Origin of the sequence: Protofrankia sp. CiP3 (genome assembly GCF_917627345.1) — a bacterium.
Taxonomy (GTDB): domain Bacteria; phylum Actinomycetota; class Actinomycetes; order Frankiales; family Frankiaceae; genus Protofrankia.
Genome location: NZ_CAKJTM010000041.1, coordinates 16,705 through 38,356 on the forward strand (window position 1 = coordinate 16,705; position 21,652 = coordinate 38,356).

A 21,652-nucleotide genomic window follows, 5' to 3' on the forward strand; every position below is an offset into this window, starting at 1 on the left:
CCGGCAGCGGTCCGCGATCAGACATTGACGGGCCGAGGAAGGACGGCACACATGCTCCGCCCGCTCAACGCCTGTATGACCGCGGTCTACTTGTGGATCTCCACCCGGATTTCCGCCGCCCGGAAAGACGATCGTGGCGATGTTCTACCGACCGCGGCGATCGCCGTCGGTCTCCTCCTTATAGCGGCGGTCGTCCTCGTGATTCTGCGCAACAAGGCTGTGGACATCGCGAACAACATCTGCACCGCTCCGGACCCCGCGACCTGCCAGTGACCAAGGATGCGACCGGTTCAGCCTGGACCCGTCGGCACGGTGACGACGGCAGCGCCGTCGAACTCACAGTTGTGATGATGGGCGTCTTTGCGTTGTTGACGTTGTTGCTCATGCTGTCCGTCCGATGGCTGGCCGCCGAGGCGGCGTCGGCAGCGGCCCAACGAGCACTGGAGATCGCGCAATCGCCTGGTGGAGACCGCAACAACGCCCAGACGGCCGCCGTCCGGCTCGCGTCGTCGACTCGCGTCGTGGACAGCGTCGACGTCACGGTCAGCCAGCAGACCGATCTGGTAACGGTGTCCGTCACCGTCCGGCCGGCGCTCGGCGGGACGGTGACCAGGACCGCGACCGGCCCGGAATTGCGTTTCGTTCCTCAACAACGGCCATGACCGATGGCCGCCGTCGGGGAACGCGCATCCGACACTGGGATGCCGGGTCGTTCTCACTCGAATTTGCCGCCGGCTGGGCCATTTTCCTGCTGGCGGTCGTCGTCGTGGTTGTCGTCTACCAGGCGCAGGAAAGCGGGGCAGCCGTGACCACAGCCGCACGTGAAGCTGCCCGCGCCGCGTCCCTGACGGCTGACCAGGACGAGGCGGTCGCGGCGGCCACATCCCTCGCCCGGACACTTCTTGCCGAGAGTGTTTGTAACCGAAACAGCATTGATGTCACCACGGCGACCGATGGTTTCCGGGCGGGTGGCACGGTCACCGTCGCCGTGTCCTGCCGCACCGACCCACCAATCGGGCCGTCACGCACTGTACGAGCAACAGCCGACGAAATTATCGACCGGTACCGAGGAGGGCTGGCATGAACCCAGCCTCCGCCCCGCCCAGCGGGAACGCCCGGCCGTCTGACGGCGGAGCGATTTCGATATTCCTGACGGTCCTCTTCAGCGCCGCTCTTCTCTTTGCCGGTCTCATCTTCGACGCGGGACGAGTGCTGCACGCCAACAGCGAGACCTTCGACCTTGCAGGGAAGGCGGCCCGAGTCGGCGCGCAGGAACTCGACTTCGCAGCCCTTCAGGTCGGCATCATCCGGCTGGACCCGGCGGCGGCCACTCGCGCCGCCGAGAGCTACCTACAAGATCATGATATCGCCGGAACCGCCACCGTGACCGACGCGACCGTAACGGTCACAGCTGTCAGCCACATCGACTACCGCCTGCTCGCCGTGGTCAAACCGGCGGGCGCCACCGTCACCCAAACCCGCTCCGCCACAGCCACTCCCGGACCCTGATCGGCACTGATCCTGACCCGCGCTCACAAGGTGGAGGCCATGCCCCGTTTCCCGCACCGTGCCCAACCGGGCAGGCCCGCTACCCGGACCGCTTCCCGGCCCAATCGATCGGTACGTCGGGTATCACGGCCGGGCAGGGGTGCCGTCGTCCACGGGCTGCTGGCGCTCGTCGGGCTTGTCGCGTTCCTCGGTGCGGTGCCGGTGGCGTTGTGGTTGTGGCGGACCAACCCGCTGCCCCAGACCTGGGAACCCGGGCGCTGGTGGACGCTGGCCAGTCGTGGATATCTGCACCCGGATGTCATCCCCAACGCGATCGCGGTGGCCGCCTGGGTGCTCTGGGCCGATGTCGCCATCGCGGTACTGCGTGAAATCGGCGCACGGGTCCTCCGGGGCGCCGCCGCGACCCGGTCGGCCATCGTGCCCGGCTTCCTCGCCCACCTCGCCGGAACGTGGGTGGCAAGCGCGTCCGTGGTACTCGTCGTCCTTGCGACCCGGCCGATCGCGACCGCTGGACTCGGCTCGACGCTTTCGGATCGGCCTGCCGCCGTGGCAGCAACCGTGACGACCGCACACGAGCAGGACCCCGGATCTCTGGATGCAACAGCAGTGTGGACGGCAACGGTGACCGATACACCAGCGTCAGGCGCCGCAGGCGCCGCTGTATGGAGATTTCAGGAGCACAGATGCGACGCCTACGACACGTTGCGCTCTCTCGCTGACCGGTACTACGGCGACCCCGACCGGTGGGCCGTAATCCGGGACGCCAGCGTCGGTGCACGCCAGGATGACGGCACACGGCTGCCTTCTGGCTTCGTCGCTGTCAGCGCGGGAACGATCCTGCGCATACCGCTGCCGCACGTCGGGCCGGCGGACAGGTCGTACCCAGTTCAGCCGGGTGACAGCCTCTGGACGATCGCCGAGGACGCTTACCCAACCGCCAACGCCTCTGAGACAGCCCGAGCTGTCGATGCCATCTTCGAGACGAACCGGGGAATCACGGACCCTCACGGACGTCATCTGACCCGACCCGACCTCATCAACCCGGGCATGCACCTGTCACTCCCGACGTTGCCGGGCAGGACGACGTCGCTGACGGTGCCCGTCCCAGCGGCGCCAGTTCAAGCAGGGCCAGTCCCAGAGACGCCCAGCGCCGCTCCCACGAGGGGGATCGGCACGCCGGCGAGCACCGAACCCACCATCACGGCAAAACCGACACCGGCCCGGACGCCGGCAACCTCGCTCGGTAGCGAGCCGCGTGAAGCGCCGGATACTGCCACGCCGTCATCCGAGACCGGAGACCGCTCCCTTGTAGTGCCATTGTGGATCACAACCGGCGGGCTGCTCGTGAGCGCGTTCGCCGCGCAGTGGGCGGCCCGCCGCCGCAAGCGCGACCGGCAGGTCCGCCCTGAACATCGCCTGCCGCTGGCCGATCCCGACGTAGCCGATTTGCATGCAATGATCTTGCAGGTTGACGACCCCGATGGGATGAGCCGTCTCGACGCGGCCCTACGGGCACTCGTCGCGCCGCATCGCGATGACCGGCCGGATGACGCACCGGTACCCGAGGTCCTCCTGCGCCATCCAGACGGGTCCCTTGAGGTCTACCTCCACGCCCCGGTGAACGTTCCACCTGCTCCATGGCTGGCAGGCTCGGACCCGCGGGTCCTGACCCTCGCCGTGTCCGCGCCGCTTGAAAACGTCAGTGACATACCGCCGCCATGCCCAGCATTGGTACAGCTCGGCGTCACAGCGGACGGCGCCGAACTCTACGTCGATCTGGAAGCACTCGGCGCCCTCGGCATCAACGACGAACTTCCGGACCAGCCCAATGCTGGGATATCCGATGCTGGAATCACGGACGGCATCGGCCTGTGTGCCGTCGCCCGAGCGGTCGTCGCGACCATCGCCGTCTCCCAGTGGGCTGAGCTGACGACCGTACGCACCATCGGGTTCGACTCGTTCGGCTTCGCCCACGAAGAACGGATCGTTACGGAACCAGACCTGAGAACGCTGCTCACGCGCACCATCGCTGAGACACGGCGCCTCGCCGGGGACCTCGATGATGCCGGCTGGCCGCGAACCCTCACCGCCCGAGTGAGGGATCCATCGGAGGTCTGGGACCCGACCGTAGTGGTCGTCACCGATCATGCAGGCGCGCCCTCGGATGTCACTGAGCTGGCCAATCTGGTCGAATCGGCGCGGGACGGTGGTCAAGGAATCGCGGTCATCGTCCCGTCGCGGTCCGGAATGCCAGCTCGGTGGCACCTCACGGTCGACCGGCGAGACAAGACGGCACGATGGCGGCTCGACCCCCTGGGGATCACCCTGAACCCGCTCGGTCTCGCAGCACACGAACTCAACGACCTGGCCGTGCTCCTCGCGGACGCGGACCCGGAACCGGTGGCGGTCGAAGCCGGCCCGGCCGATCCGGATGCCGAACCGTTCTTCGAGGGTGACTGGCAGATCATGGTGCGGCTGCTGGGCCCCGTCGACATCATCAGCCGGGATGGCACACAGCCGGAACCCGGCCATGCCCGCAGCCGGATTCTGGAGATCCTCGCCTGGCTCGTCACTCATCGCAACGGCAGTCGAGCCGACTTGGAAACGGCCCTGTGGCCTGGTGGCGGCAACCCCCGGACGTTGACCAACGAACTCAGCCGGGCTCGGCGACTCCTCGAGCACCTCGTCGGCGAGAAGGCGTGCGACTGGATACCGACCCGCACCGCCATGTTGAAGATTCACCCGCTGATCGTCAGCGACCTTGAGATCCTCCAGGCGCGGATAGCGCACGCCCAAGCCCAGCGCGACCACGCTGATGTCGCGATCGAAACCCTGCGGGGTGCCCTGGATCTCATCCGCGGTGTTCCCGCCGGCTATCCGTGGCTCGACGCCGAACTCGGCTCGGCGCTCACCGTCGCACCCGTCACCGCAGCTGTGCTCCTCGCCCGTCACCAGCTCACTGCGGGCGACACCCCGGCGGTGCTCAAGACCACCGCACGGGGGTTAGCCGTCCTGCCTGCCCACACCGAGCTGTTCGCGCTCCGGCTTCGCGCCCATGCCCACGCCGGCGACACCGACGCGGTCAAAGCCGAATACCGTGCCTACCTGCGCGCTGAAGCGGCCGACTCTTTCTGGGACGGCGAAACCGACCGCGATCTCGAAGCACTCCACCTCAACCTCATCCGGGCCAGCTCCGTCCGCCCAAGCGATAGCGGGAAGAGCAAAACCCACTCGTAGTGACCACCCTGTCTGGGTCATAGGCTCCCGTGATCGGGGTGCGGCGACGCGATCCGTGGACGACAGTGAGAACTCGCGGTCACTGCCGTTCGCGTCGCCGCACCGTCCGTCGGCGTCGGTCGCCCGCGGATGACGAGTCCCGGCCCGACGCCTGTGTCACCGGGTGCCCACGACCTCGCGTCAGGCGGGCATCCAGTGCGGACACGGCAGATCATGTCGCGCATCGTCGGGCGGTCGCCAGCGCGAAGTTGCCGCGTGTCGGTGGGGACAACCCGCCTGGTCAGGGCGATTGATCGCGCTGGGTCGACCGACCCCCAGTGCCAGCTATTCTGCGTAGTAGGTTCATTACGCCGCCGACTTCGTAGAAGCGAGCGATCATGTCGAAAACCGCGCAACCAGCCCGGGAACTCCACAATCCGCGTTGCGCGGAACGACACCGCATGCGGCTCCTGCTCGCCGTAGGGGAACCAGCGGACCCTCCTGCCGATCTCCTCTTTCAGATCACCCTGGAGATCGAGGCGTGCTGTGGTCACCCCCGGCTGAAGTGCTTCCGCCTGGCCCACGGTTGGACAGTCGATCGTGCGGTCGCCAACCTCCACCAGCTGACCGCTGACCTGGGCCTGAAACCGACCGGACTGACCCGACGGTCATGGCTGGACTGGGAGACCGGGAACGGGATGCGCCGCGACTACCAGGATGTCGTCTGCCGCTTGTTCGACACAGGCCCGGTCCAACTCGGACTCGCGAGCGACTACACGCCTCGGCCCCGCCCGCCGCTTGTCGATCGGCCATCAGTCCCCGATCCCGAGGCATCCATGGCAACGTTGGAAGCAGAAAGTGGCCAAGTCCGACCGTGGATATCGGAGGGTGCCCAATACGTCGAGGGAGGACTCATCCAGAGTCTTGCTGCCGGCGAGTCCACAATATCGTTGGATCCGGAGGTGAACACACGTCTCTCGGTTATTTTCCGTGGCACGCGACGGGTGGATGCGGAGGCGGTCGCGCACCTTCGCCGTATACTCAGCGAGGCCCGTCGCTTAGATGATCTTTTGGGTTCACGTGACCTCATCGATCCGGTTGCCGCGCAACTTCGTCTGGCCTGCGGCCTTCTTCCCGAGGCGACTGGAAGGTCCGTGTCCGCTTCGCTGTGTTCGCTAATTTCCGAGATGTCCCAGTTCCTCGCCTGGCTGTGGCTTGATCTCGGTAACGGTGATCGCGCACGGTCGCTTTACCGGCAGGCGCTTCGATCGGCCGAGTACGCGGGAGATGATGCCCTTGCAAGTTACATGCTCGGCTGGCTCAGTTTCTCTGCCACCTGCGGAGGTAATCCCCGCGAAGCCGTGACCATGGCCAAAGCAGCTCAGGCGTGTGCGGGTAGCGCTGCGGTCGCTCCACTTCGCGGGTGGCTGGCGGCGATCCAGGGCCGCGCCTTCGCGTATGCCGGTCAGGCGGGTCCATCCCTGCGAGCGCTGGAGCGCGCGGAACGAGAGATGACATCGCAGGTCGACGAGGACTCGCCGTGGTACTTCTTCGGTGACGCCGCTCTGCGCGGCTATCGGGGAACCTGCCTGGTGATGCTCGGACAGAAGGAGGGACGAGCGGACATCGAGCAGACCCTGCGGGACCTCGATCCCGCGTTCGTGCGCACCAGGACGATCTACTCGTCGTTGTTGGGGAAGGCAAGCGCCGACGAGGGCGACGTCGACCGTGCCTGTGAACACGGTCTGGATGCCCTGCGTGTTGCCGTCGACACCGCGTCGGTCCGCGGCGTCGACGCTGTCCGGCAGCTTCGAAAGCATCCTGTTCTCGTACGATCCGAGGACAGTGACGCCGTACTGCGTCTCGACGAGCAGCTTTTCCTCGCGTCGTGAGGGGTTGAAGCCAGATGGACGATGTGATCGACGAAGTCTCGCTTGGCAGTCGGATCCAGGATGCCGTCGACGCTTATGTCGCGACGGAGCCAGGTCGCAGCGTCGCAATCGACACACTGCGAGGAGTAAAGGTGCGTGCGGGGCGGAACGCTGATGTTCCCCGGCCCGCCGCAAGCCTGCTGAAGGTCATTATCGCTGTGGCAGCCTACGACAAGGCGGCTCAGGGCGGTCTCGATCTGGACGAGTCGGTATCCCGAAGCTCGCTGGGACGCACCGCCTACCCCTCGGTGCTGGCGGCGTTTGCCGATGAGGACCTTCTCACGGTCCACCAGCTTTGCCGTCTCATGCTTATTACCAGTGATAATGCGGCCGCTGACCTGATTCTCGCGCGAGTCGGTATCGAGACGGTGAACGAGACAGCAGGCAGACTGGGGACAAGCCACACGAAGTTGGTCGTTGGATTTCGAGACGACCAGTTGGGCCAGGTCGGCCGGCAGAACATCACAACGGCTCAGGATATGAACCATGTATTCGCCGGCTTGGCAAGAAACAGCCGTTACAGCCCAATTCTCGCCGCGTTACGAAATAACCTCCGCAACAGCCGGATACCGCTGCGTCTGCCCGACACACTACCCGTCGCACACAAGACGGGCAGCCTGGCCGGCGTCGTCAATAATTCTGGGATCATCTACGGAGATCAAGTCGACCTCGCCGCCTCCTTCCTCAGCGATCACCAGAAAGATCAAGCGAAGACGAGCCTCGAAATCGGCGAGCTCGTTGCCTCGGTCTGGTCTCAGCTCGGCGAAAAGCTCGACTAACGTTGTCGGGTGACAGGCTGGCTGTACCGCCGCACGCGACGACCCGTCCGCACCGACGCGCGACAGCTTCGCCTATAGCAGGAGGACAAGCCACCCTATACAGAGAGCCAACTTCGCGTCACCCTGAATACAACAACGGGCACCCCTCCCGCGAAGATCTTTAGCTTGTAAAGCCGAGGTTACCCGGAATTCCAGCTGAAACACGTCAACAGGCCAAACGGCTGTACTAACCGGGGTCCGCCTCATAGTAGATGATGGTGTCGAGGAGGACGAAGCCAACCTGGACGAGGGCTCTCGCGAGGTGGGCGTCGCCTGTGACGATGCGTCCAACTCGGGCTCCATGTCCGGCGGCGACATTGAGAGCACGGATGCCCACATCTCGGCGTAGCAGGCCTGGGGTGGGTTCGCCGGGGCGGACGACGAGGTCACCGAGGAGGGCTTCGGCGGGTTCGACGGGGTCGGTGTGGGCCAGCGGGTAGGCGAGGGCCACTGCTGCGATGCCTTGGCGGTCTTCGGCGAGGGTCAGGCTTGCCGGGGAGAAGCGTTCGTCTGCGGACCATCGGGCCAGCGTTTCTTGTGCGGTGTCGTGATGCGTTCCTGGGTAGGTGTGCTCGTATTGTTCGGCGACGATGTCGTCGAGTCGTTCGCCCGGCTCGGGTTGCCGGAACCGTAGACGTGGGTGGGCTGGTGCGGCCAGTGGGAGGTCGCACCGCAACAGGGACGAGGTTCCGGTCGGCGCCCATCCGGCTGCTTGGAAGAGGGCGCGGCCGTGGTGCGTGTGCCAGGGATTTCCGCGGTAGTGACGCGGCCGTCGACTCCGGCTGTGCGCGCGCCGAGTTCGTCGAGGAGGGCTCGGCCGAGCCCTCGGCGCTGGGCGGTGGGGTGGACGATCGGTCCCCAGATGCGGCCGACCGCATGGGATCGGGACGGCCAGCGTAGCGCAGCGGCGGCCTTGAGCCGGCCAGCGTTGTCGCGATGGAACGCGAGAGAGGTCGGCGGTGCGTCCCCGGCGGCGCGTAGGCGGGAGCGGACGAGCGCGGGGGTGATCGGCCGCTGGTCCGGCCAGCCGCGGACGGACGCGTAGGCGAGTTCGGCGAGTTCGGCGTCGAGCGCGGGAGATGGCCGGTAGTCGGCGACCGAGATCGACGATGGGTTGCTCATGGTGTGCGTACGGCTGCAAGCGTTGGGGTGTGGGCGGTTACGTCGAGGCAGTAGCTCGCCTGGCCTGTCCAGGCGGACGGGTGGAGTCGAAGGGCCAGGGACGGCTGCTCGGAGCGACGTTCGACAGTGACATGGGCGAAGTGCTGGGCGAACGCCTCGCGGGCCTGGCCCGGTGTGGCGAAGGGGCTGCGGCGGGAGGGCTGCGTGCGGATTCGGCGGGCGGCGTTCCGTCGTTGGCGGGGGCTGCCCGGCCAGCCGACACGGATGGCTGCGGCCTGGACGGCGCGTCCGAGCCGGTCGTATTCCAGTATTCCGGCGGGTCCGGCGATGCGGGTGGTGTAGAGCAGGAGCCCGGTGGGTGTGAGCAGGCTGGCGAGGCGGGCGAGCAGGGTGTCCCGGTCGGCCTGAGTGCTGAGGAGGGAGAGAAGTCCGTCGGTGACGGCGACCTCGAAGGGGCCGGGCAGGTCGGGGAGTTGTGGTGCGGATGCTTGCTGGGTGGTGACCGCGATGCCGTGCTGGTGGGCGTAGGCGGCGGCGAGGGCCAGCGGCGTAGCGCAGGCGTCGACCATGTGGGCCTGGAATCGGTGCCGGCCGAGTAACTGGGTGAGGGTGGCGAGCATTGTCTCGTCCGAGGCGGCGCAGATGAGTACCCGCAGCCGCCCGCCGGAGTCGCGCAGGTCGGCGAGCGCCGCGTGGTAGAAGCGGGCATGCCAGGCGGGGTTCGCCTTGAGGCCAGTAAGGCGGAACAATCGCCACGTTGCGTGGTAGCCGAAGCAGCTGGGCGAGCAGGATCGGCGGGCTACGGCGACAGCTCCGGGGATGCTGAGCCGTACCGTCCCAACTGGTGGGATGTCGGTCATGCGCCAGTCCGGTGGGCGACGAGGTGGAACAGGCGTGCGACGTGCCGGTAGGGGTCGCGCCGGCCCGCTTCCCATTCGAGGTCGCAGACGAGGTCGAAATCGGCTCCGACGGGTGTGTCGCGGAGGTGGTCGGTGAAGATCCGGACTCCGTACCAAACCATGGTCGGGGCTCCCGCGGCGGCGAGGTGAGCGGTGACGTCGTCGACCGTGTCGGCGCGGCTGGGGACGCCCAGTCGCCCGGTTTCGCTGTTGGATTCGAGCATCGTCAGGGCGTCGCTCCAGCGGCCTTCGACGCCGGGGCGCATGGCCAGCGCGCGGGCGTTCTTGCCGAGGACGGAGATCAGGCCACCGTCGGGGCGGGCCAAGTCGACCAGGGCGGCGAGCATGGGGCGGGGGTCGTCAAGGTACATGAGGACGCCGTGGCAGCAGACCAGGTCCCAGTCGCCGCCGACGACGGTGACGGCGTCCTCCCCGCGAGCGTCCACGAGGTCGACCCGCTGCCGTATTCCCGGGTCTTCGGCAAGCAGTGCGGACTGGGCGGCGGCGAGCATCTCAGGGTCGTGGTCGACGAGGGTGACCTGGTGGCCGGCGTGGGCCAGGGCGAGCGCTTGCTGCCCGGCACCGCCGCCGATGTCGACCACACGTCGGGGCGCGGCCGGCAGGTGCGCGAGCAGCGCCCGAGTGACCAGGGCCTGGCGGACAGCGCCGCGCATGCTGCCGGCGTGGCGGGCGTATGCGGCAGCCAGTTCGCCGTCAGTGTCGGCCCAGGAGTTGATCGTCATTCGCTGTTACCTTCTCCAGGTCGGAAAGCAGGACACGGAACACTTCCGGGTGTTGGTAGACCAGCCGGATCGACAGGTAGCGGTGACGCAGCAGCGTGGTCAGGCGCCGGCCAGCTTCACCCGCCGGGGCGCAGTGAGCTCGTACCGCGGCGCGTAAGGCGAGCAACAGGGACAGGTGCGCCTCGAAGAATCCCTGGTCGGGCAGCATGCCTCCGAGCCAGACGCCGGCGTTGTCCCGCGTCATGAGCTCCCACACCACCGTGTCAGCGGTCTGGTCTCCCTGGTCGATGGCGGCGAGGTGGGGGATGCGGACCGCGTCGGGAGGCGGGGTGGGCCGCACGGCGCTGGTCAGGCACTGGCCGACGACGACGCCCGCGCCGTCCCGCAGCGCGCTGAGGTGTGCGGCGAACTGGTGGGCGAGTGCGACCCGGACCTCGCCCACGCCAGTTGGCGCCAGCGCGGCGACCCTCACACCGACGCGGGGAAGCGAGGCCGGACCGTCGGGTAGAAATCCCTCGCTGGTCGCGATCCAGGCGAGAGCGCCATAGGCGACCTCGTCGAGAACTGTGTGCGCCGGGGTGGCGGCTCGGCCAGCGTCGAGGACTGCGACCAGACCGTCCTCGGAGGGCAACCGCCACGGCGGCGGCGCGAGGTGGAAGGTACGCTCCGGGGTCACGGCGATGCCGCTCATTGCGTACCCGCTGGACCGAAGCGGCGGTAGTAGCGGTCGAGCAATCCGCTGGACTCCAGCGCTGCGTCGGTCGCGGCGACGTTGTGGCCGGCGTCGAAGCCGTGGTCGGGACGTGCCAGGGTCACCGCTCCGACTAGCAGTGCGGCGAGCACAAGGTCGGAGTACTTGTTCGGCAGGCTCTCCGCGTGGTGGAAGTTGACCGGGAAGCCGTCCGCCACGACGGTCGCGGTAGCCCCGGAGGCCAAGTGGAGCCGGAAGCCTGTCACACCCGCGTCAGAGGTGAACCTGGCCTCTTCGACGAGTTCGTCGAGGGCGAACTCGTTCGTGCGAGACGTGGTGGACACCAGGAAGCAGTCGCGGCGCAGCGAGGCGACGTGCTCGCCGCGCAGCGACGGCTGGCCGGTAGTCCCCACGATCAGCAGGGGCCGGTGGTGGGCGAGTAGCCGGGCCAGCGAGCGGTCTGTCTGGAAGCCTCGTTCGTGGGCCGCGACCAGCCGGACGATCGCGGCGTCGTAGACGGCGACGCGCATCCTCCGGGCACGTAGCACCTCGGCGACCTGCTCGCCGATACGCCCGAATCCGATCACGAGTGCGGACTGGCCCTCGAACTTCTCGTTCGGCAACAGGTCGAGCGTGTTGCGCACCGACGCGTCGGCGATGCCGTAGGACTCGATGGTCGCTTTCAGCCGGGACTCGGCCACGCTGAACACAGGCAGCGGTAGCCGGTCGCCAAAGCGCCCGAGCTTGGCAATACCGGAGGTCGTCTGCTCGACCAGCCCGACGAACGCCCCCGCCAAGTCCGGCCGCTGGTCGAGCAACACCGGCAGGGTGTAACCGCCGTCGTCCACCAGCAGCCCTCGGCGGTCGAGGGCGCGGGCCCGATCGGTGTGGTCGGCGAGCGCTTCGGGCACGGCGGTCCACGGGTACACGGCGATCCCCGATGCCCGTAGCTGCGCGTCGACTCGACCGGTGTGGCGGTAGCGGTAGCCCTTGTCGATCACAGTGATCCCGGCGACCGGGACACCCATGGCCGTCACCGCGTCGACCATGACCAGGAAGTCGCTCATGTGGTGCACCGTGAGCACCGGTGCGACTGTGGCCAGACACCGCGGCGCCATGAACCGTGGCAGCGTCGCAGTCAGCGGCATCTGCGCGCGCAGCTCAGCCATCTCCAAGGGTGTGAACCTGACCCGTTCGACCGTCGAAAGGAGCGTGGCCAGCTCCGCGGAGGCGGTGTCGCCCACGCGTTCGATGACGGCCGACACCACGATGGCGTTCTGGGGGTGCGCCTTCGGGCGCGCCGGCGCCCCGGCCACCACACGGAGAACCGTGTTGCCAGGTAGGCGTAGCCGTGCCTCGTGGCCGGACGCCGTAGTCTCAAAACCTGCGATCTCTGTCAGCGCGCCGATCGAGGCGACCACATCGGTGAGAATCGTCGCCCAGTCGCTGGCCGCACCCCGCACCAGCGCCGAGGCGACTGCCGGTTGGTAGGCGCCAGCTAGGGTCGACGTCGTGGCGACGCGGTCGTCACACGTGCCGACCCCTGCGAACGCCTCCGTCTGGTATGTCAGTGCGCCGGATAGTGGAATGGCGGACGCTGATGGCAGCGCAGTCATGCCACGCGCCCCTGTCGCGGGGAGAGCCACGGTCGCAGTCCTCCTTTCGTTACGCAGAGGCTCACGGCCGGGCGCGGTGTCTTGATCCCTGGCAAGTGGGCATTCCACCTTGCATTTCACGACTGCTGATGGTGAGCCTGGCAGCACCGATAAGGCAGAGGAACGAGGCGCTGTCCTAGTCTTGCCCGAGTTTCAGCTCGCTGCTCCTGCCATAGGCCGCTACGCTGGCAAATCGGAGTCGCGACGCGGCGTGACATGATCTGAGAGGCATGTTGATGGCCACGGTCGTGCGATGGTCCGGCCGAGAGGCTCGGGCACTCCGCGAGGCGCAGCGCATGAGTGTGCGCGAGTTCGCCGCGCGGCTGGGTGTCAACGACTCCGCGGTGTCCAGCTGGGAAAGGCGTGGGAGCGACGCCCGGCTCCGCTATCAAACGCAGCAAATACTCGACACGGAGCTGGCGCGAGCATCGGTCGACGTCCAGTTACGATTCGAGACGACGCTCGCGGCCGGCGGCATGCCCTCAGAGACTTCTTCCGACTCGGACGAACTTTCTCCGTCCGCGTCGAGTCAGCGTGGTGGCCCTCGCGGTGCGCCGCCGGCCATCCGGGCGACGCTGGGCCCCCGTTCGTCGTCTCGGACGAGCGCTCTCCTGCAGGCTGTGGAGCCGGCGGAAAGCTCACGCATGATCTACCTGCCGCCGCCTTCCGCGGCCGACCGGCTACACGGTTTCCTGCGGTCGCCGTCACGCGTTTTCCTGGTCAAAGGGCCGCCTGGATGCGGCAAAACCCGGTTGACGTACTTCCTCGCGGAGGAATTCGCAGACCAGGCCGACGTCCAACTTCACACCGCCGACTCGTGGCACGACCCGACGCAGCTCGACCTGGCCACCGAGATCTTGCGGTACGCCTCGATCCCACGAGGAGACGACCCGCTGCTGACCCTGGAACGAGAAGGTGCCGCCTTGCGCCGGCCTCTTCTGGTCGTGGTCGACGGTATGAAGCACCAAACGCAGTTCAGCCACGTCGCCCGCCAGGTGGACGGCGTACTCAGGCAGGTCACGCACGACCTGGTGCGGTTCCTGCTGGTCGTCAGGACGCCACCCGAAACGGACGTGGCCGCCTACCCTGTTCTCACCGCGTCGGTCTTCGAGCCCCCCGGCGCGCCGGGGTGCGGGGCCTCGTACCGGATGGCACCGTGGGAGCATGCTGAGGCACAGCAAGCGTGGGACGACTCCCGCGTGCCCGGCGACCCGTCGTTCATGGCACTGCCGCCCTCGATACAGCACCTCGTGCGCCTGCCCCTCTACATGCAGCTGGTCAAGGCCGCCGACAACGGGACGTCACCCGGCGCGGTCAACGCCTACCGGCTTTTGGACCACTGCGTGAAAGCAATTCTTCGCGCATCTGGCCAGGACGTGGACCGTGCGGTGCGGGTGCTGTCGAACCTGGCCGAGGAGCAGGCCCCCGATCTCGTCCCCACCCGGCTCGCTAAGTACGGCGAACGGCGCCCGGCGGCCCAGCCCGATGTCGACACCCTCCGTACCGCCACGCCGCCGCTCCTACGGCTCTCGCCCATCGGCGAACCCGAGTTCGGCCACGACGTCGTAGGCGAGTACTTCCTCGCGACGCGGATAGCGAGCCTCCTGGAGGCACGGGGACGATCCGTCGCTACGGTGGGGGCGTTCAACGACCTGGCTGTCAAGGCGGCCACCTCGGCGACGGCGCGAAACGTCTTCGAGCTCGTCGTGTACTGCCTCGACACCTCCGCCCGCGACCTGGTCGCCTCCGTCGCCCTGTCGCCGACCGTTACCGTCGGCACGACGCTCCCGCTGATGTTGAAACTCGTCGGCGGCGGGGCCGGGTTCGCCACCGACGAGGTGCTCCGCACCTGCGCCCGACGGTGCACCCAGGACACGGCCCTGGAACTCGCGCGGTCGCTGCTCGCGATTCCGGCGGTTGTGGGCGTGCTCGGCGACGACTACTACCCGTGGTTCGTAGGCCTGCTATGCAGGTTCGGCTCCACGATCTGGGCTGACGCGGCGGAAGCGGTCGAGCGCACCCTCGACCGCGACTGCGTGCGCCGGCTCCTCGCGTCGGCCAACATCGACCAGGCCGAGGTAGCCACGTTCTTCGCGAGGCACTTCGTCCTCTTCCGTGGCGACGACCCCGACCTGACGGCAGCACTCGACGGCCTGCTCGGGCACCCGGACTGGCGCGTCCGGGCCGCGCTCGCGGAAGGGCTCGGCGACGACCACGCACCGCACTCGGCCGCGCCGCAGTCCCTCATGGGCAGGCTGATCGACGACAGGGACTACAAAGTGCGCGCCGCCGCGGCGCTGACCGTGGGACAGGCGCGTCCCGGCGACGCCGGCCGCCATCTCGCGGCACTGTTACGCGACGACAACTGGCACGTCCGGGAACGTCTCCTACACGGACTGCTATCCGACCCGGCCACCACGAAGCTCCTCGCCGACACCGCGATCAGCCTGCTCGTCGTGGACCACCGCTGGCGTCGCTGCCCCGCCCACATCGCACCCCTCGTCGAACGACTCCGGCTCCTGCACGGCCAACCGAGCACCGACAGCTCGTCCAGGGCCAGAGAACAGGCCCTGTTCGCGTTGCTCCGAGAGATACACACCGGCTGGAGTCAGCTGCCGGGCGAGGTCAAGCGGCGGCTCGTTGCCGAGGGACGGGAAAGCCCGAACTGGCTCGTCCGCCACGAAGCCGACGCGCTCGCGGGTAGCGGCGCGGACGTCGCGCGTCGACCGTTCCCGCTGGACGCACCCTCACGGCGGGAGACCTATCGGCGGCTGCGCGGTAAGCGGTCGGTCCAGGTCGCCCTGGACCTCCACGACCTGGACGAGGCTGTGGCCGTCGCGAGAGCCGCCGCGGCAGCGGGGATCGGCTTCCTCGAAGTCGGCGACCCGCTGATCAAGGAAGTTGGTGTCGCCGCGGTCGAGCACGTCAAACGTGAGGTGCCGGACGTCGCCGTCGTCGCTGAAATGATGTCCGCGGACTGGGGGCGGGACCAGGTCGTCCTAGCTGCCGAGGCCGGCGCGGACGTGGTGTTCCTCATCGGGCCCGCGACCTCCGCCAGCGTCTCCGCCGCGGTTGACGCCGGCCGGCGGCTCGGCGTGCCGATTCTCCTCGACGTCCCGCCGACCCGCGCCTGCCAAGAGTGGATTCGCGACATGGAACGCGCCGGGGTCGACGGCTTCGCCGTCACGACCAACATCGACCTGGGTGTCGGAAGCCGGCACCCGCTCGCGACTGCACGGGCGGTACGTGGCTGGAGCAGCCTGCCGGTGGCGGTGTCCGGGGGCTTCAGCGCGACCGACTTCGCGGTCGTCGAGAGCGCCGACTGGGACATCCTGATCGTCGGCCGGAGCGTCACGGAAGCGGTGCACCCGGACACCGCGGCCAAAAGCCTCGCAGCCTTGGTACACGGGACCAGCGGAGAGGAGCTCGATGATAGTCGCGGCGCTTAGACAGGACCTGATTCCGCAGGTGCAGCACCTTATGGAATTGGGCGCTCCCTACGTTCGAGTACGTACCGGTTCCGACTACTGGCTTTATGCTCGGTTGTTCTCCTCGTCGTGCCCGGTCGGCCTTGTCGGTGACCAGGTCGCGGGCGCCGTCATCGCGTTCCGCAGCCAGGACGACCCGTCCGACGTCTACGTCCAGGACGTCGTCACCCATCCCGACCACCGCGGGCGCGGGGTCGCCAGAAAGCTGCTGACAGCCGTGCGGAACCGGGCGACCGAATGGGGCTGCGCACAGCTTTACCTCACCTCGGAACCCGAGAACACAGCGGCCCATGCGGCCTGGACCTCCATGGGATTCGTCAACCTCGACGGGGACATCCTCGTCGACGAAGTGTCCGTGACCAGGGATTTCAAAGGGCCCGGCAAGGACCGCGCGGTCTACGCGCTGAACTTGGGGTAACTGGTGTCCACGGTGCCGCCAAAACCGACTGCCTGCCGCTGCCCGCCAGGCACCTGCTACCGGCCGAAGACTTCGTGCTGTCAGACCGCCTGGCCAGTCGCGACCTTCCGATCAGCAGCCCCGGCTCGTCACGCCCAGAGCTGTTCTCGAAGTGCTGGAAGGCGAACGGTAGAGCGGTGTCGACGCCCATCTCAGGAGTGTATGGCGGTGCCTGCGCGCCCCAGGCCCTACCCACCGACGTCGTCGCCCGGATCGTTGACGCTCGCGCTGCCGTTCAGCTGATGTCCGCGATCGCCCGACACCCCGCCGCGGACGGAGTCCCGACCGCCCGTGGCGGGGTGTCGGAGGCAGAGGCAGAGCGCCGTGTCCACCGGTCCTGGCCTCCCGTGCCGCCCGAGAGTTGCCCCTTGATGACCGGTCCGGCAAGGTCAGCTCTCAGCCCGAGACCGTGTAGCCGTCGGTAGCGATGGATCATGAATCGTGTCTTACGAACCCGCCTTGATCAGGGAGCAACCGGCTGCCCCCTGATCAAGGGTCAGTCGCCGGTCCGCGCCGCCCACGTCTCCCGAGTGACGGCGTAGACGGACTTGTCGGCACCATGGAGGTGCTCCGTCCGCTGGAACGTCTCCCCGAGCCGCTCGGCGACCCGAATCGACGGGATGTTGTCCGGTCGAATCACTGAGATCACCTCGTCCGTGCCGACCTTCTCCATCCGCAAGCGTGCGAACCTGGGCACCGCCACCGGATCGCTCGTCGGCACGGTTGACGAGGAACTCGCCGATCTCCTGATCTTCGTGTGCGCCATCGCGAACCGGCTCGACATCAACCTCGCCGACGCCCTCCGCCGCAAGGAAGCGTTCAACGAGACGAGGGCCTGGGCGTAGATTCCTGCATTCGTGCGCCTTCGCGGACGATCTCACGGGATTCGTCGCTGGTGTCGGCCCACCCGGGTCCCGTTACCTCGGCGTGGGGGACGGCCTGGCAGATCAGTGCACCCACCCGTACCGCCCTGGAAGACGAGGTCTTCGGGAAACGTGTCCCGAACACGACCGCGACGCTTCGACGATCGCCCCCAGCACGTGAGTCGCTGGCACCCTGCCTAAGAAGATCGCGGCAGCGGTGCGCCACTCGCCAGATGGACGCCGTCCAACGCCGTACTCAGTTTCGCGATGAAACGGTGCATCTGTGGATCAAAGCTGGCGGTGTCCCACCGGATCGGCTCATCGAGCCCGAACCACCCCACCCCACGGCACTCGCGAGGGTCAGGACGCATCGCCTCACCGGCGTCGGCCGCCAAAACGAACCACAACGTCACATCGGTATGGCTGTGAGCTCCCCGGGTCTGCGTCACCGTCAGGAAGAACGGCTCACCACCGCCGAGCCTGGCATGGAACCGTGCGATGATCCCCAGCTCCTCGGCCGCCTCCCGTACCACGGTTTGACAGGGATCCTCACCGTCATCGACGTGGCCGCCGGGCAGCAACCAGCACCCCGCCTTAATATGATCAACAAGCATCAGGGTACGGCGGTCCTCGTCAAGCAAGGTGCCCTGGCCGCTTCGCTGGCCCCCTCGGTTGCAGGGAAAATGGTCTGGTTGCCTGGTAAGCCGGTCGGTCTGTGGTGCCTGTGAGCTCGTAAGCAAGGCAAAGTACACAGCCAGATGCCGGGGCGGCACGGCCAGAGACCGCACACGAAACAGCGGCGCCCCCGAACCCACCCACCGAAGGATCTCCGCCTGGTCGTCGGCCTCCTGACGGTCGTACGGCAAGACTCGTGCCACCAGATCTTTGATGATCGATCGGGGCTCGTCATCGAGCAGCGGCACCGCGAACCTCCCAAGGGCCAGTCGAGACCACCGACATCAGCCGAACACCGATCACCTCAGCCGGCGCAGCTGGCGTGTGGACGAGAACCGAAGCGCTCGCGACGCTACCGCGCCCTCGGTCGCCACCCGCGGAGTGGATCGGCGTGTCTCCTGCCCACCCCGCGAGGATCGTCGGTGTCAGACGTGCACACGCCACCACCGTCGGCGACGCTCTTGCACCCCAGATGATCAAGACGGGTGGTCAGCAGGGTGTCGAGGAAGGTTCTGGCCTGAAGCGCGGCATTGGCGGGTGCAACTCCGGGACCGGCAGATGCTTCCACCATCACCGGTCCGCGATAGCCGACGTCGGCGAGCCGGTTGCGCAACCGGGCGTGCTCGATGCGGCCGGTCGTGCTGGGTCAGCGCCGTGCGTCTTCCGGTTGCCCGGCCGGTGCCGGGTCGGCCAGTTGCACGTCGACGACCCGGCCCGCCCAGTCCTCGGCCCCGGTGCCGGCGGTGGGCGCCGGATCGTCAAGAACGCCCGCGGCAGTGAGGTGGGCGCTGTCGGCGACCAGTCCGGCGGTCGGGCCGAGCACGGACAGCAGCTCGAGAAGGTCCGTGAGGCTGCCGGTCGGGCCTCCATGGGCACGCCACGCTGTGATCGGTGGATGGATGTGCTCGATACCGAACGCCAGCCCGGCCGCGCCGGCGAGATCGACGAGGTTCGCGAGCGCTCCCGGTAGGACGTGCCGACGCACCCCCATCGAAATCATTTCGGCTGGTAGCCAGGAGGAGACCACGGCCACCCCCAGCCAGGCGCTGTACGCGGCGGTGGTGGTGAACGTGGCCAACGCGCTGTGCCGCGTGGCCGCGTCGACGAAAAAGAGATCATCCGTCGGGTAGACCCAGGTGACAGTGAGCTGATGGCGGTCGACGAGCCGCGCAAGACGAGCGCGATCGTCTGGTGGGGTCCGGTGGAGGTGCAGGTGCACACCCGCGAATCCGGCGGTGACCGCCATCCGGGTGACAGCCAGCGGATCATCGTCGGGATATCCAAGGCCCCGTAACGACAACGACGGGATCATCGTGAAGCCTCCAGCGCGGCGAGCGCCGCGACCCCCACTGACGTGGCCGGTTCCGGCTCGGTGATCAGGAAGGCATCCAGGATTTCCGCGGCGGTGGTCGAGGTGGCCAGACGGTAGGACAGCACGCAGACGTTCGCGTCGTTCCACCGCCGGGCGGCCGCGGCGGTGACCGCGTCCACGCACAGCGCCGCCCGCACCCCGGGAATCTTGTTCGCGGCAATCGACACGCCGGTGCCGGTAAAGGACAGCAGGACCCCGATATCGGCATGGCCGTTACTGACCGCCTCGCCGACGTCGACGGCGACGGTCACCCAGCCGTCGGCCTGTGGCGTCCAGCCGTCGCCGGAAGGCAGCGGCGGTGGCAGATAGCTGACGTGGTGACCAGCCTCGTCCAGGTATCGCACGACGAGACCGGCCACCGTGGTCACCTTGTCCGAACCGACCGCGATCCGCAGTGCCTGGTCCGGCTGTCCAGCGCGGCCGGACTGGCGAAGTGTGCTCATGGGCGTATGTCCAGGATGTAACGGGCGCCGACCACGGCTTCCGGTGAACCGGCAGATTCGCTGTACCGGGTACGGACCTCAACAACCCGTAGTCCGGCCAATTCTGCGATGAGCAAGAGCTCCGGCAGGTTGTAGGACCGCATGATGTGGATGTACTCGGCATCTTCCAGCAGGGTCCGGTCCGGGCTGATGACGGTGTGCCGGACCCGTTCGGTGACAACCTGCCTGGTGCGGTCAATGCTGATCGTGGTCGCGACCGTCACCGAGCCATCCGGGTGGGGGTAAATCTGCTGCGGGATGGTGATCGGCATGTCCAGCGCGGTGCGGTAGGTCGGATCGTCCCAGAACGCCTTCACATCGATCAGCAGCCGACCTCCGTCGGTCAAGCGGGCCGCATAACCGGACAGGACTCCAGCTTGATCCTCAAGGGCGTACTGGAGGACCCCGGAGGTGAACAGCACCTGTCGAACCGGCGGCAGGGTGTCAGGTGCACGCCGTAGGTCGGCATGCACCAGCCCTACCTGGCCGCTGCACCGTTCCCAGGCGGCGGCGAGCATCGCCCCACTGTGATCTACCCCAGTAGCAGGTATCCCCGCTGCGACGATCGGCGCGAGGATCTGCCCGGTGCCGCAGCCGACCTCGACCACCGGCCCACCGAAACCAACCGCGGCGGCCACATAGAAATCGGCCTCGGCACGGCGGCCGGTGAACTGCGCGTCGTAAAAAGCGGCTGATGTCTCGAACAGCCGATGATTCGCTTCGGCCACACGCCGTGGGTCGATCTCAGCCGAGTCCGGAAGACAACTAAACTTCACTGCGGTCACTGGCCGCTCCCCGCCGCGGTCCGGATCATCTCACCGCCCGGATGCCAGCCAATGAGACTCGAACGGGCCTTGCCCAGCGCATCAATGGACGACACGAGAACCTCCTCGGAGTTGAAACACACAGCCGCACACCGGCAATGACGTAGGCCGTGTAACGCGCGACGCGGCAGCGTCAACAGCTATGCGGCAATCCAGAGAATCCCGGTGGCCGAACGCGCCTGCCAGAGCGAATACGCCGCGTCGCTGTGTGATCGACTCTCGTTTGCAGGCAAGCCGTTCGCGTACGTACGCGAGAAGTTCGCTCAGTCGACACTGTGCCGGCGACGGCACTCTCCGCATTTTTTCGATCACTCACCCTGCAAGTCTGGGCTCGCACGCACATGATCTCCCATTCGATCTTCCGATATATGGAGCGCAGGGACTCAGAGAGTCGGATGGCCTGATAGCCGACATGATGGAGGGCTTTCGTGGACCGACCGCCGAACCTACCCGAAGCTCAGAAGACGGCCCGGCCACGCTTGGGTCGCCGTCACCGCGCACTAGCGGGGTTCATCGCCACGGCAACATGGACACTCGCGTTGGCGATTCCAGCAAGCGCCGAGCCAATTCCGACCTCAATACCAACTACGACATCAACGGTAGCGCCGGGTGCGCCGGACGAAATCAAAGTTGATCCAACCTGGGGTACCGCACCCGGCAAAGACAAGGTCCAGATGTTGCTCGACTTCCTTTCGCAGGCCGGCTTGTACTGCTGCCTTGCAGCGATCATCCTGGGCGGAGCCATCATGAGTCTCGGGAAAATGATCGGATCAGCGCAGGGCAACCGTGGCGTCCCACTCGTTCTCGGTGGCGGCGGTGGCGCAATCATCGTCATTCTCGCGCCCGGAATCATCAACTGGCTTGTGAAGTGAGTCGCGTCCTGTTGATTGCGGTGGTGGCCTGGCAC

General features: G+C 67.3%; 22 protein-coding genes. 11 read left to right on the forward strand and 11 right to left on the reverse strand.

The features are described 5' to 3' along the window. Positions 1–51 precede the first annotated feature (51 nt). The 7 genes from MJ797_RS15100 (at position 52) to MJ797_RS15130 (ending at position 7,435) form a co-directional block, all read left to right on the forward strand. Positions 52–273, forward strand: a complete 222-nt coding sequence (locus tag MJ797_RS15100) for a hypothetical protein (protein ID WP_239335300.1) — start codon at positions 52–54, stop codon at positions 271–273. After that, positions 270–662, forward strand: coding sequence for a hypothetical protein (locus MJ797_RS15105; RefSeq protein ID WP_239309764.1), 393 nt, complete (start codon positions 270–272; stop codon positions 660–662). The genes MJ797_RS15100 and MJ797_RS15105 overlap by 4 nt, the downstream gene beginning before the upstream one ends. Next, entirely contained in the window at positions 659–1,084 is a 426-nt protein-coding gene (locus MJ797_RS15110) for a hypothetical protein (protein WP_239335302.1), read from the forward strand. The genes MJ797_RS15105 and MJ797_RS15110 overlap by 4 nt, the downstream gene beginning before the upstream one ends. Continuing rightward, entirely contained in the window at positions 1,081–1,509 is a 429-nt protein-coding gene (locus tag MJ797_RS15115) for a pilus assembly protein TadG-related protein (RefSeq protein WP_239335304.1), read from the forward strand. The genes MJ797_RS15110 and MJ797_RS15115 overlap by 4 nt, the downstream gene beginning before the upstream one ends. Positions 1,510–1,548: 39 nt before the next feature. Beyond that, positions 1,549–4,746: a LysM peptidoglycan-binding domain-containing protein gene (locus MJ797_RS15120; RefSeq protein ID WP_239335306.1), complete on the forward strand. Its 3,198-nt coding sequence runs from the start codon at positions 1,549–1,551 to the stop codon at positions 4,744–4,746. Between the two features lie 377 nt (positions 4,747–5,123). After that, entirely contained in the window at positions 5,124–6,617 is a 1,494-nt protein-coding gene (locus tag MJ797_RS15125; protein WP_239335308.1) for a hypothetical protein, read from the forward strand. 14 nt (positions 6,618–6,631) lie between these two features. After that, positions 6,632–7,435 carry a serine hydrolase gene (locus MJ797_RS15130; protein ID WP_239335310.1) on the forward strand — a complete coding sequence of 268 codons (804 nt, stop codon included), beginning with the start codon at positions 6,632–6,634 and terminating at the stop codon, positions 7,433–7,435. Positions 7,436–7,661: 226 nt separating this feature from the next. Here the strand turns inward: MJ797_RS15130 and MJ797_RS15135 are convergent, their stop codons facing one another. From MJ797_RS15135 to MJ797_RS15160, 6 genes are read right to left on the reverse strand one after another with little or no spacing between them, the layout of a single operon-like run. Continuing rightward, positions 7,662–7,925 carry a hypothetical protein gene (locus MJ797_RS15135; RefSeq protein ID WP_239335312.1) on the reverse strand — a complete coding sequence of 88 codons (264 nt, stop codon included), beginning with the start codon at positions 7,923–7,925 and terminating at the stop codon, positions 7,662–7,664. Between the two features lie 32 nt (positions 7,926–7,957). Next, positions 7,958–8,596: a GNAT family N-acetyltransferase gene (locus MJ797_RS15140; protein ID WP_239335314.1), complete on the reverse strand. Its 639-nt coding sequence runs from the start codon at positions 8,594–8,596 to the stop codon at positions 7,958–7,960. After that, on the reverse strand, positions 8,593–9,456 hold the full coding sequence (locus tag MJ797_RS15145) for a class I SAM-dependent methyltransferase (protein ID WP_239309757.1): 864 nt from the start codon (positions 9,454–9,456) through the stop codon (positions 8,593–8,595). The genes MJ797_RS15140 and MJ797_RS15145 overlap by 4 nt, the downstream gene beginning before the upstream one ends. Then, positions 9,453–10,238 carry a methyltransferase gene (locus MJ797_RS15150; RefSeq protein WP_239309756.1) on the reverse strand — a complete coding sequence of 262 codons (786 nt, stop codon included), beginning with the start codon at positions 10,236–10,238 and terminating at the stop codon, positions 9,453–9,455. Before MJ797_RS15150 ends, MJ797_RS15145 begins: the two co-directional genes overlap by 4 nt. Further along, positions 10,210–10,929, reverse strand: coding sequence for a hypothetical protein (locus MJ797_RS15155; protein WP_239309755.1), 720 nt, complete (start codon positions 10,927–10,929; stop codon positions 10,210–10,212). Before MJ797_RS15155 ends, MJ797_RS15150 begins: the two co-directional genes overlap by 29 nt. After that, complete coding sequence (locus tag MJ797_RS15160; protein WP_239335315.1) at positions 10,926–12,545, reverse strand: NAD(P)-dependent oxidoreductase; 1,620 nt, start codon at positions 12,543–12,545, stop codon at positions 10,926–10,928. The genes MJ797_RS15155 and MJ797_RS15160 overlap by 4 nt, the downstream gene beginning before the upstream one ends. 335 nt (positions 12,546–12,880) lie before the next feature. Here MJ797_RS15160 and MJ797_RS15165 point away from each other — a divergent pair, with 335 nt between their 5' ends. Then, positions 12,881–16,033, forward strand: a complete 3,153-nt coding sequence (locus tag MJ797_RS15165; RefSeq protein ID WP_239335322.1) for an orotidine 5'-phosphate decarboxylase / HUMPS family protein — start codon at positions 12,881–12,883, stop codon at positions 16,031–16,033. Between the two features lie 31 nt (positions 16,034–16,064). Then, a complete protein-coding gene (locus tag MJ797_RS15170) occupies positions 16,065–16,490 on the forward strand; it encodes an N-acetyltransferase (protein ID WP_239335324.1) in 426 nt (141 codons plus the stop codon). A gap of 535 nt (positions 16,491–17,025) precedes the next feature. Here the strand turns inward: MJ797_RS15170 and MJ797_RS15175 are convergent. Next, complete coding sequence (locus MJ797_RS15175; RefSeq protein WP_239309751.1) at positions 17,026–17,169, reverse strand: hypothetical protein; 144 nt, start codon at positions 17,167–17,169, stop codon at positions 17,026–17,028. Positions 17,170–17,185: 16 nt separating this feature from the next. On the opposite strand from MJ797_RS15175, the gene MJ797_RS15180 reads away from it, so the two are divergent. After that, on the forward strand, positions 17,186–17,374 hold the full coding sequence (locus tag MJ797_RS15180; protein ID WP_239309750.1) for a hypothetical protein: 189 nt from the start codon (positions 17,186–17,188) through the stop codon (positions 17,372–17,374). Positions 17,375–17,589: 215 nt separating this feature from the next. Here MJ797_RS15180 and MJ797_RS15185 read toward each other — a convergent pair whose 3' ends face one another. The 4 genes from MJ797_RS15185 to MJ797_RS15200 form a co-directional block, all read right to left on the reverse strand. Beyond that, entirely contained in the window at positions 17,590–18,315 is a 726-nt protein-coding gene (locus tag MJ797_RS15185) for an NUDIX domain-containing protein (RefSeq protein WP_239309749.1), read from the reverse strand. A 398-nt stretch (positions 18,316–18,713) separates the two neighbouring features. After that, positions 18,714–19,379: a sugar phosphate isomerase/epimerase gene (locus tag MJ797_RS15190; RefSeq protein ID WP_239309748.1), complete on the reverse strand. Its 666-nt coding sequence runs from the start codon at positions 19,377–19,379 to the stop codon at positions 18,714–18,716. Continuing rightward, the gene (locus MJ797_RS15195) at positions 19,376–19,882 is read right to left on the reverse strand and encodes an RpiB/LacA/LacB family sugar-phosphate isomerase (RefSeq protein ID WP_239335326.1); all 507 of its coding nucleotides are present in this window, start codon (positions 19,880–19,882) and stop codon (positions 19,376–19,378) included. Before MJ797_RS15195 ends, MJ797_RS15190 begins: the two co-directional genes overlap by 4 nt. After that, positions 19,879–20,706, reverse strand: a complete 828-nt coding sequence (locus tag MJ797_RS15200; RefSeq protein ID WP_239335328.1) for a trans-aconitate 2-methyltransferase — start codon at positions 20,704–20,706, stop codon at positions 19,879–19,881. Before MJ797_RS15200 ends, MJ797_RS15195 begins: the two co-directional genes overlap by 4 nt. Positions 20,707–21,284: 578 nt before the next feature. On the opposite strand from MJ797_RS15200, the gene MJ797_RS15205 reads away from it, so the two are divergent. Further along, entirely contained in the window at positions 21,285–21,617 is a 333-nt protein-coding gene (locus tag MJ797_RS15205; RefSeq protein WP_239335330.1) for a hypothetical protein, read from the forward strand. Positions 21,618–21,652: the final 35 nt, after the last annotated feature.

Coding starts and splice junctions, on each gene's coding strand:
- MJ797_RS15100 (WP_239335300.1), top strand. CDS start 52: ATGCTCCGCCCGCTCAACGCCTGTATGACCGCGGTCTACTTGTGGATC.
- MJ797_RS15110 (WP_239335302.1), top strand. CDS start 659: ATGACCGATGGCCGCCGTCGGGGAACGCGCATCCGACACTGGGATGCC.
- MJ797_RS15115 (WP_239335304.1), top strand. CDS start 1,081: ATGAACCCAGCCTCCGCCCCGCCCAGCGGGAACGCCCGGCCGTCTGAC.
- MJ797_RS15120 (WP_239335306.1), top strand. CDS start 1,549: ATGCCCCGTTTCCCGCACCGTGCCCAACCGGGCAGGCCCGCTACCCGG.
- MJ797_RS15125 (WP_239335308.1), top strand. CDS start 5,124: ATGTCGAAAACCGCGCAACCAGCCCGGGAACTCCACAATCCGCGTTGC.
- MJ797_RS15130 (WP_239335310.1), top strand. CDS start 6,632: ATGGACGATGTGATCGACGAAGTCTCGCTTGGCAGTCGGATCCAGGAT.
- MJ797_RS15140 (WP_239335314.1), bottom strand. CDS start 8,596: ATGAGCAACCCATCGTCGATCTCGGTCGCCGACTACCGGCCATCTCCC.
- MJ797_RS15145 (WP_239309757.1), bottom strand. CDS start 9,456: ATGACCGACATCCCACCAGTTGGGACGGTACGGCTCAGCATCCCCGGA.
- MJ797_RS15150 (WP_239309756.1), bottom strand. CDS start 10,238: ATGACGATCAACTCCTGGGCCGACACTGACGGCGAACTGGCTGCCGCA.
- MJ797_RS15155 (WP_239309755.1), bottom strand. CDS start 10,929: ATGAGCGGCATCGCCGTGACCCCGGAGCGTACCTTCCACCTCGCGCCG.
- MJ797_RS15160 (WP_239335315.1), bottom strand. CDS start 12,545: ATGACTGCGCTGCCATCAGCGTCCGCCATTCCACTATCCGGCGCACTG.
- MJ797_RS15165 (WP_239335322.1), top strand. CDS start 12,881: ATGAGTGTGCGCGAGTTCGCCGCGCGGCTGGGTGTCAACGACTCCGCG.
- MJ797_RS15170 (WP_239335324.1), top strand. CDS start 16,065: ATGGAATTGGGCGCTCCCTACGTTCGAGTACGTACCGGTTCCGACTAC.
- MJ797_RS15190 (WP_239309748.1), bottom strand. CDS start 19,379: ATGATCCCGTCGTTGTCGTTACGGGGCCTTGGATATCCCGACGATGAT.
- MJ797_RS15195 (WP_239335326.1), bottom strand. CDS start 19,882: ATGAGCACACTTCGCCAGTCCGGCCGCGCTGGACAGCCGGACCAGGCA.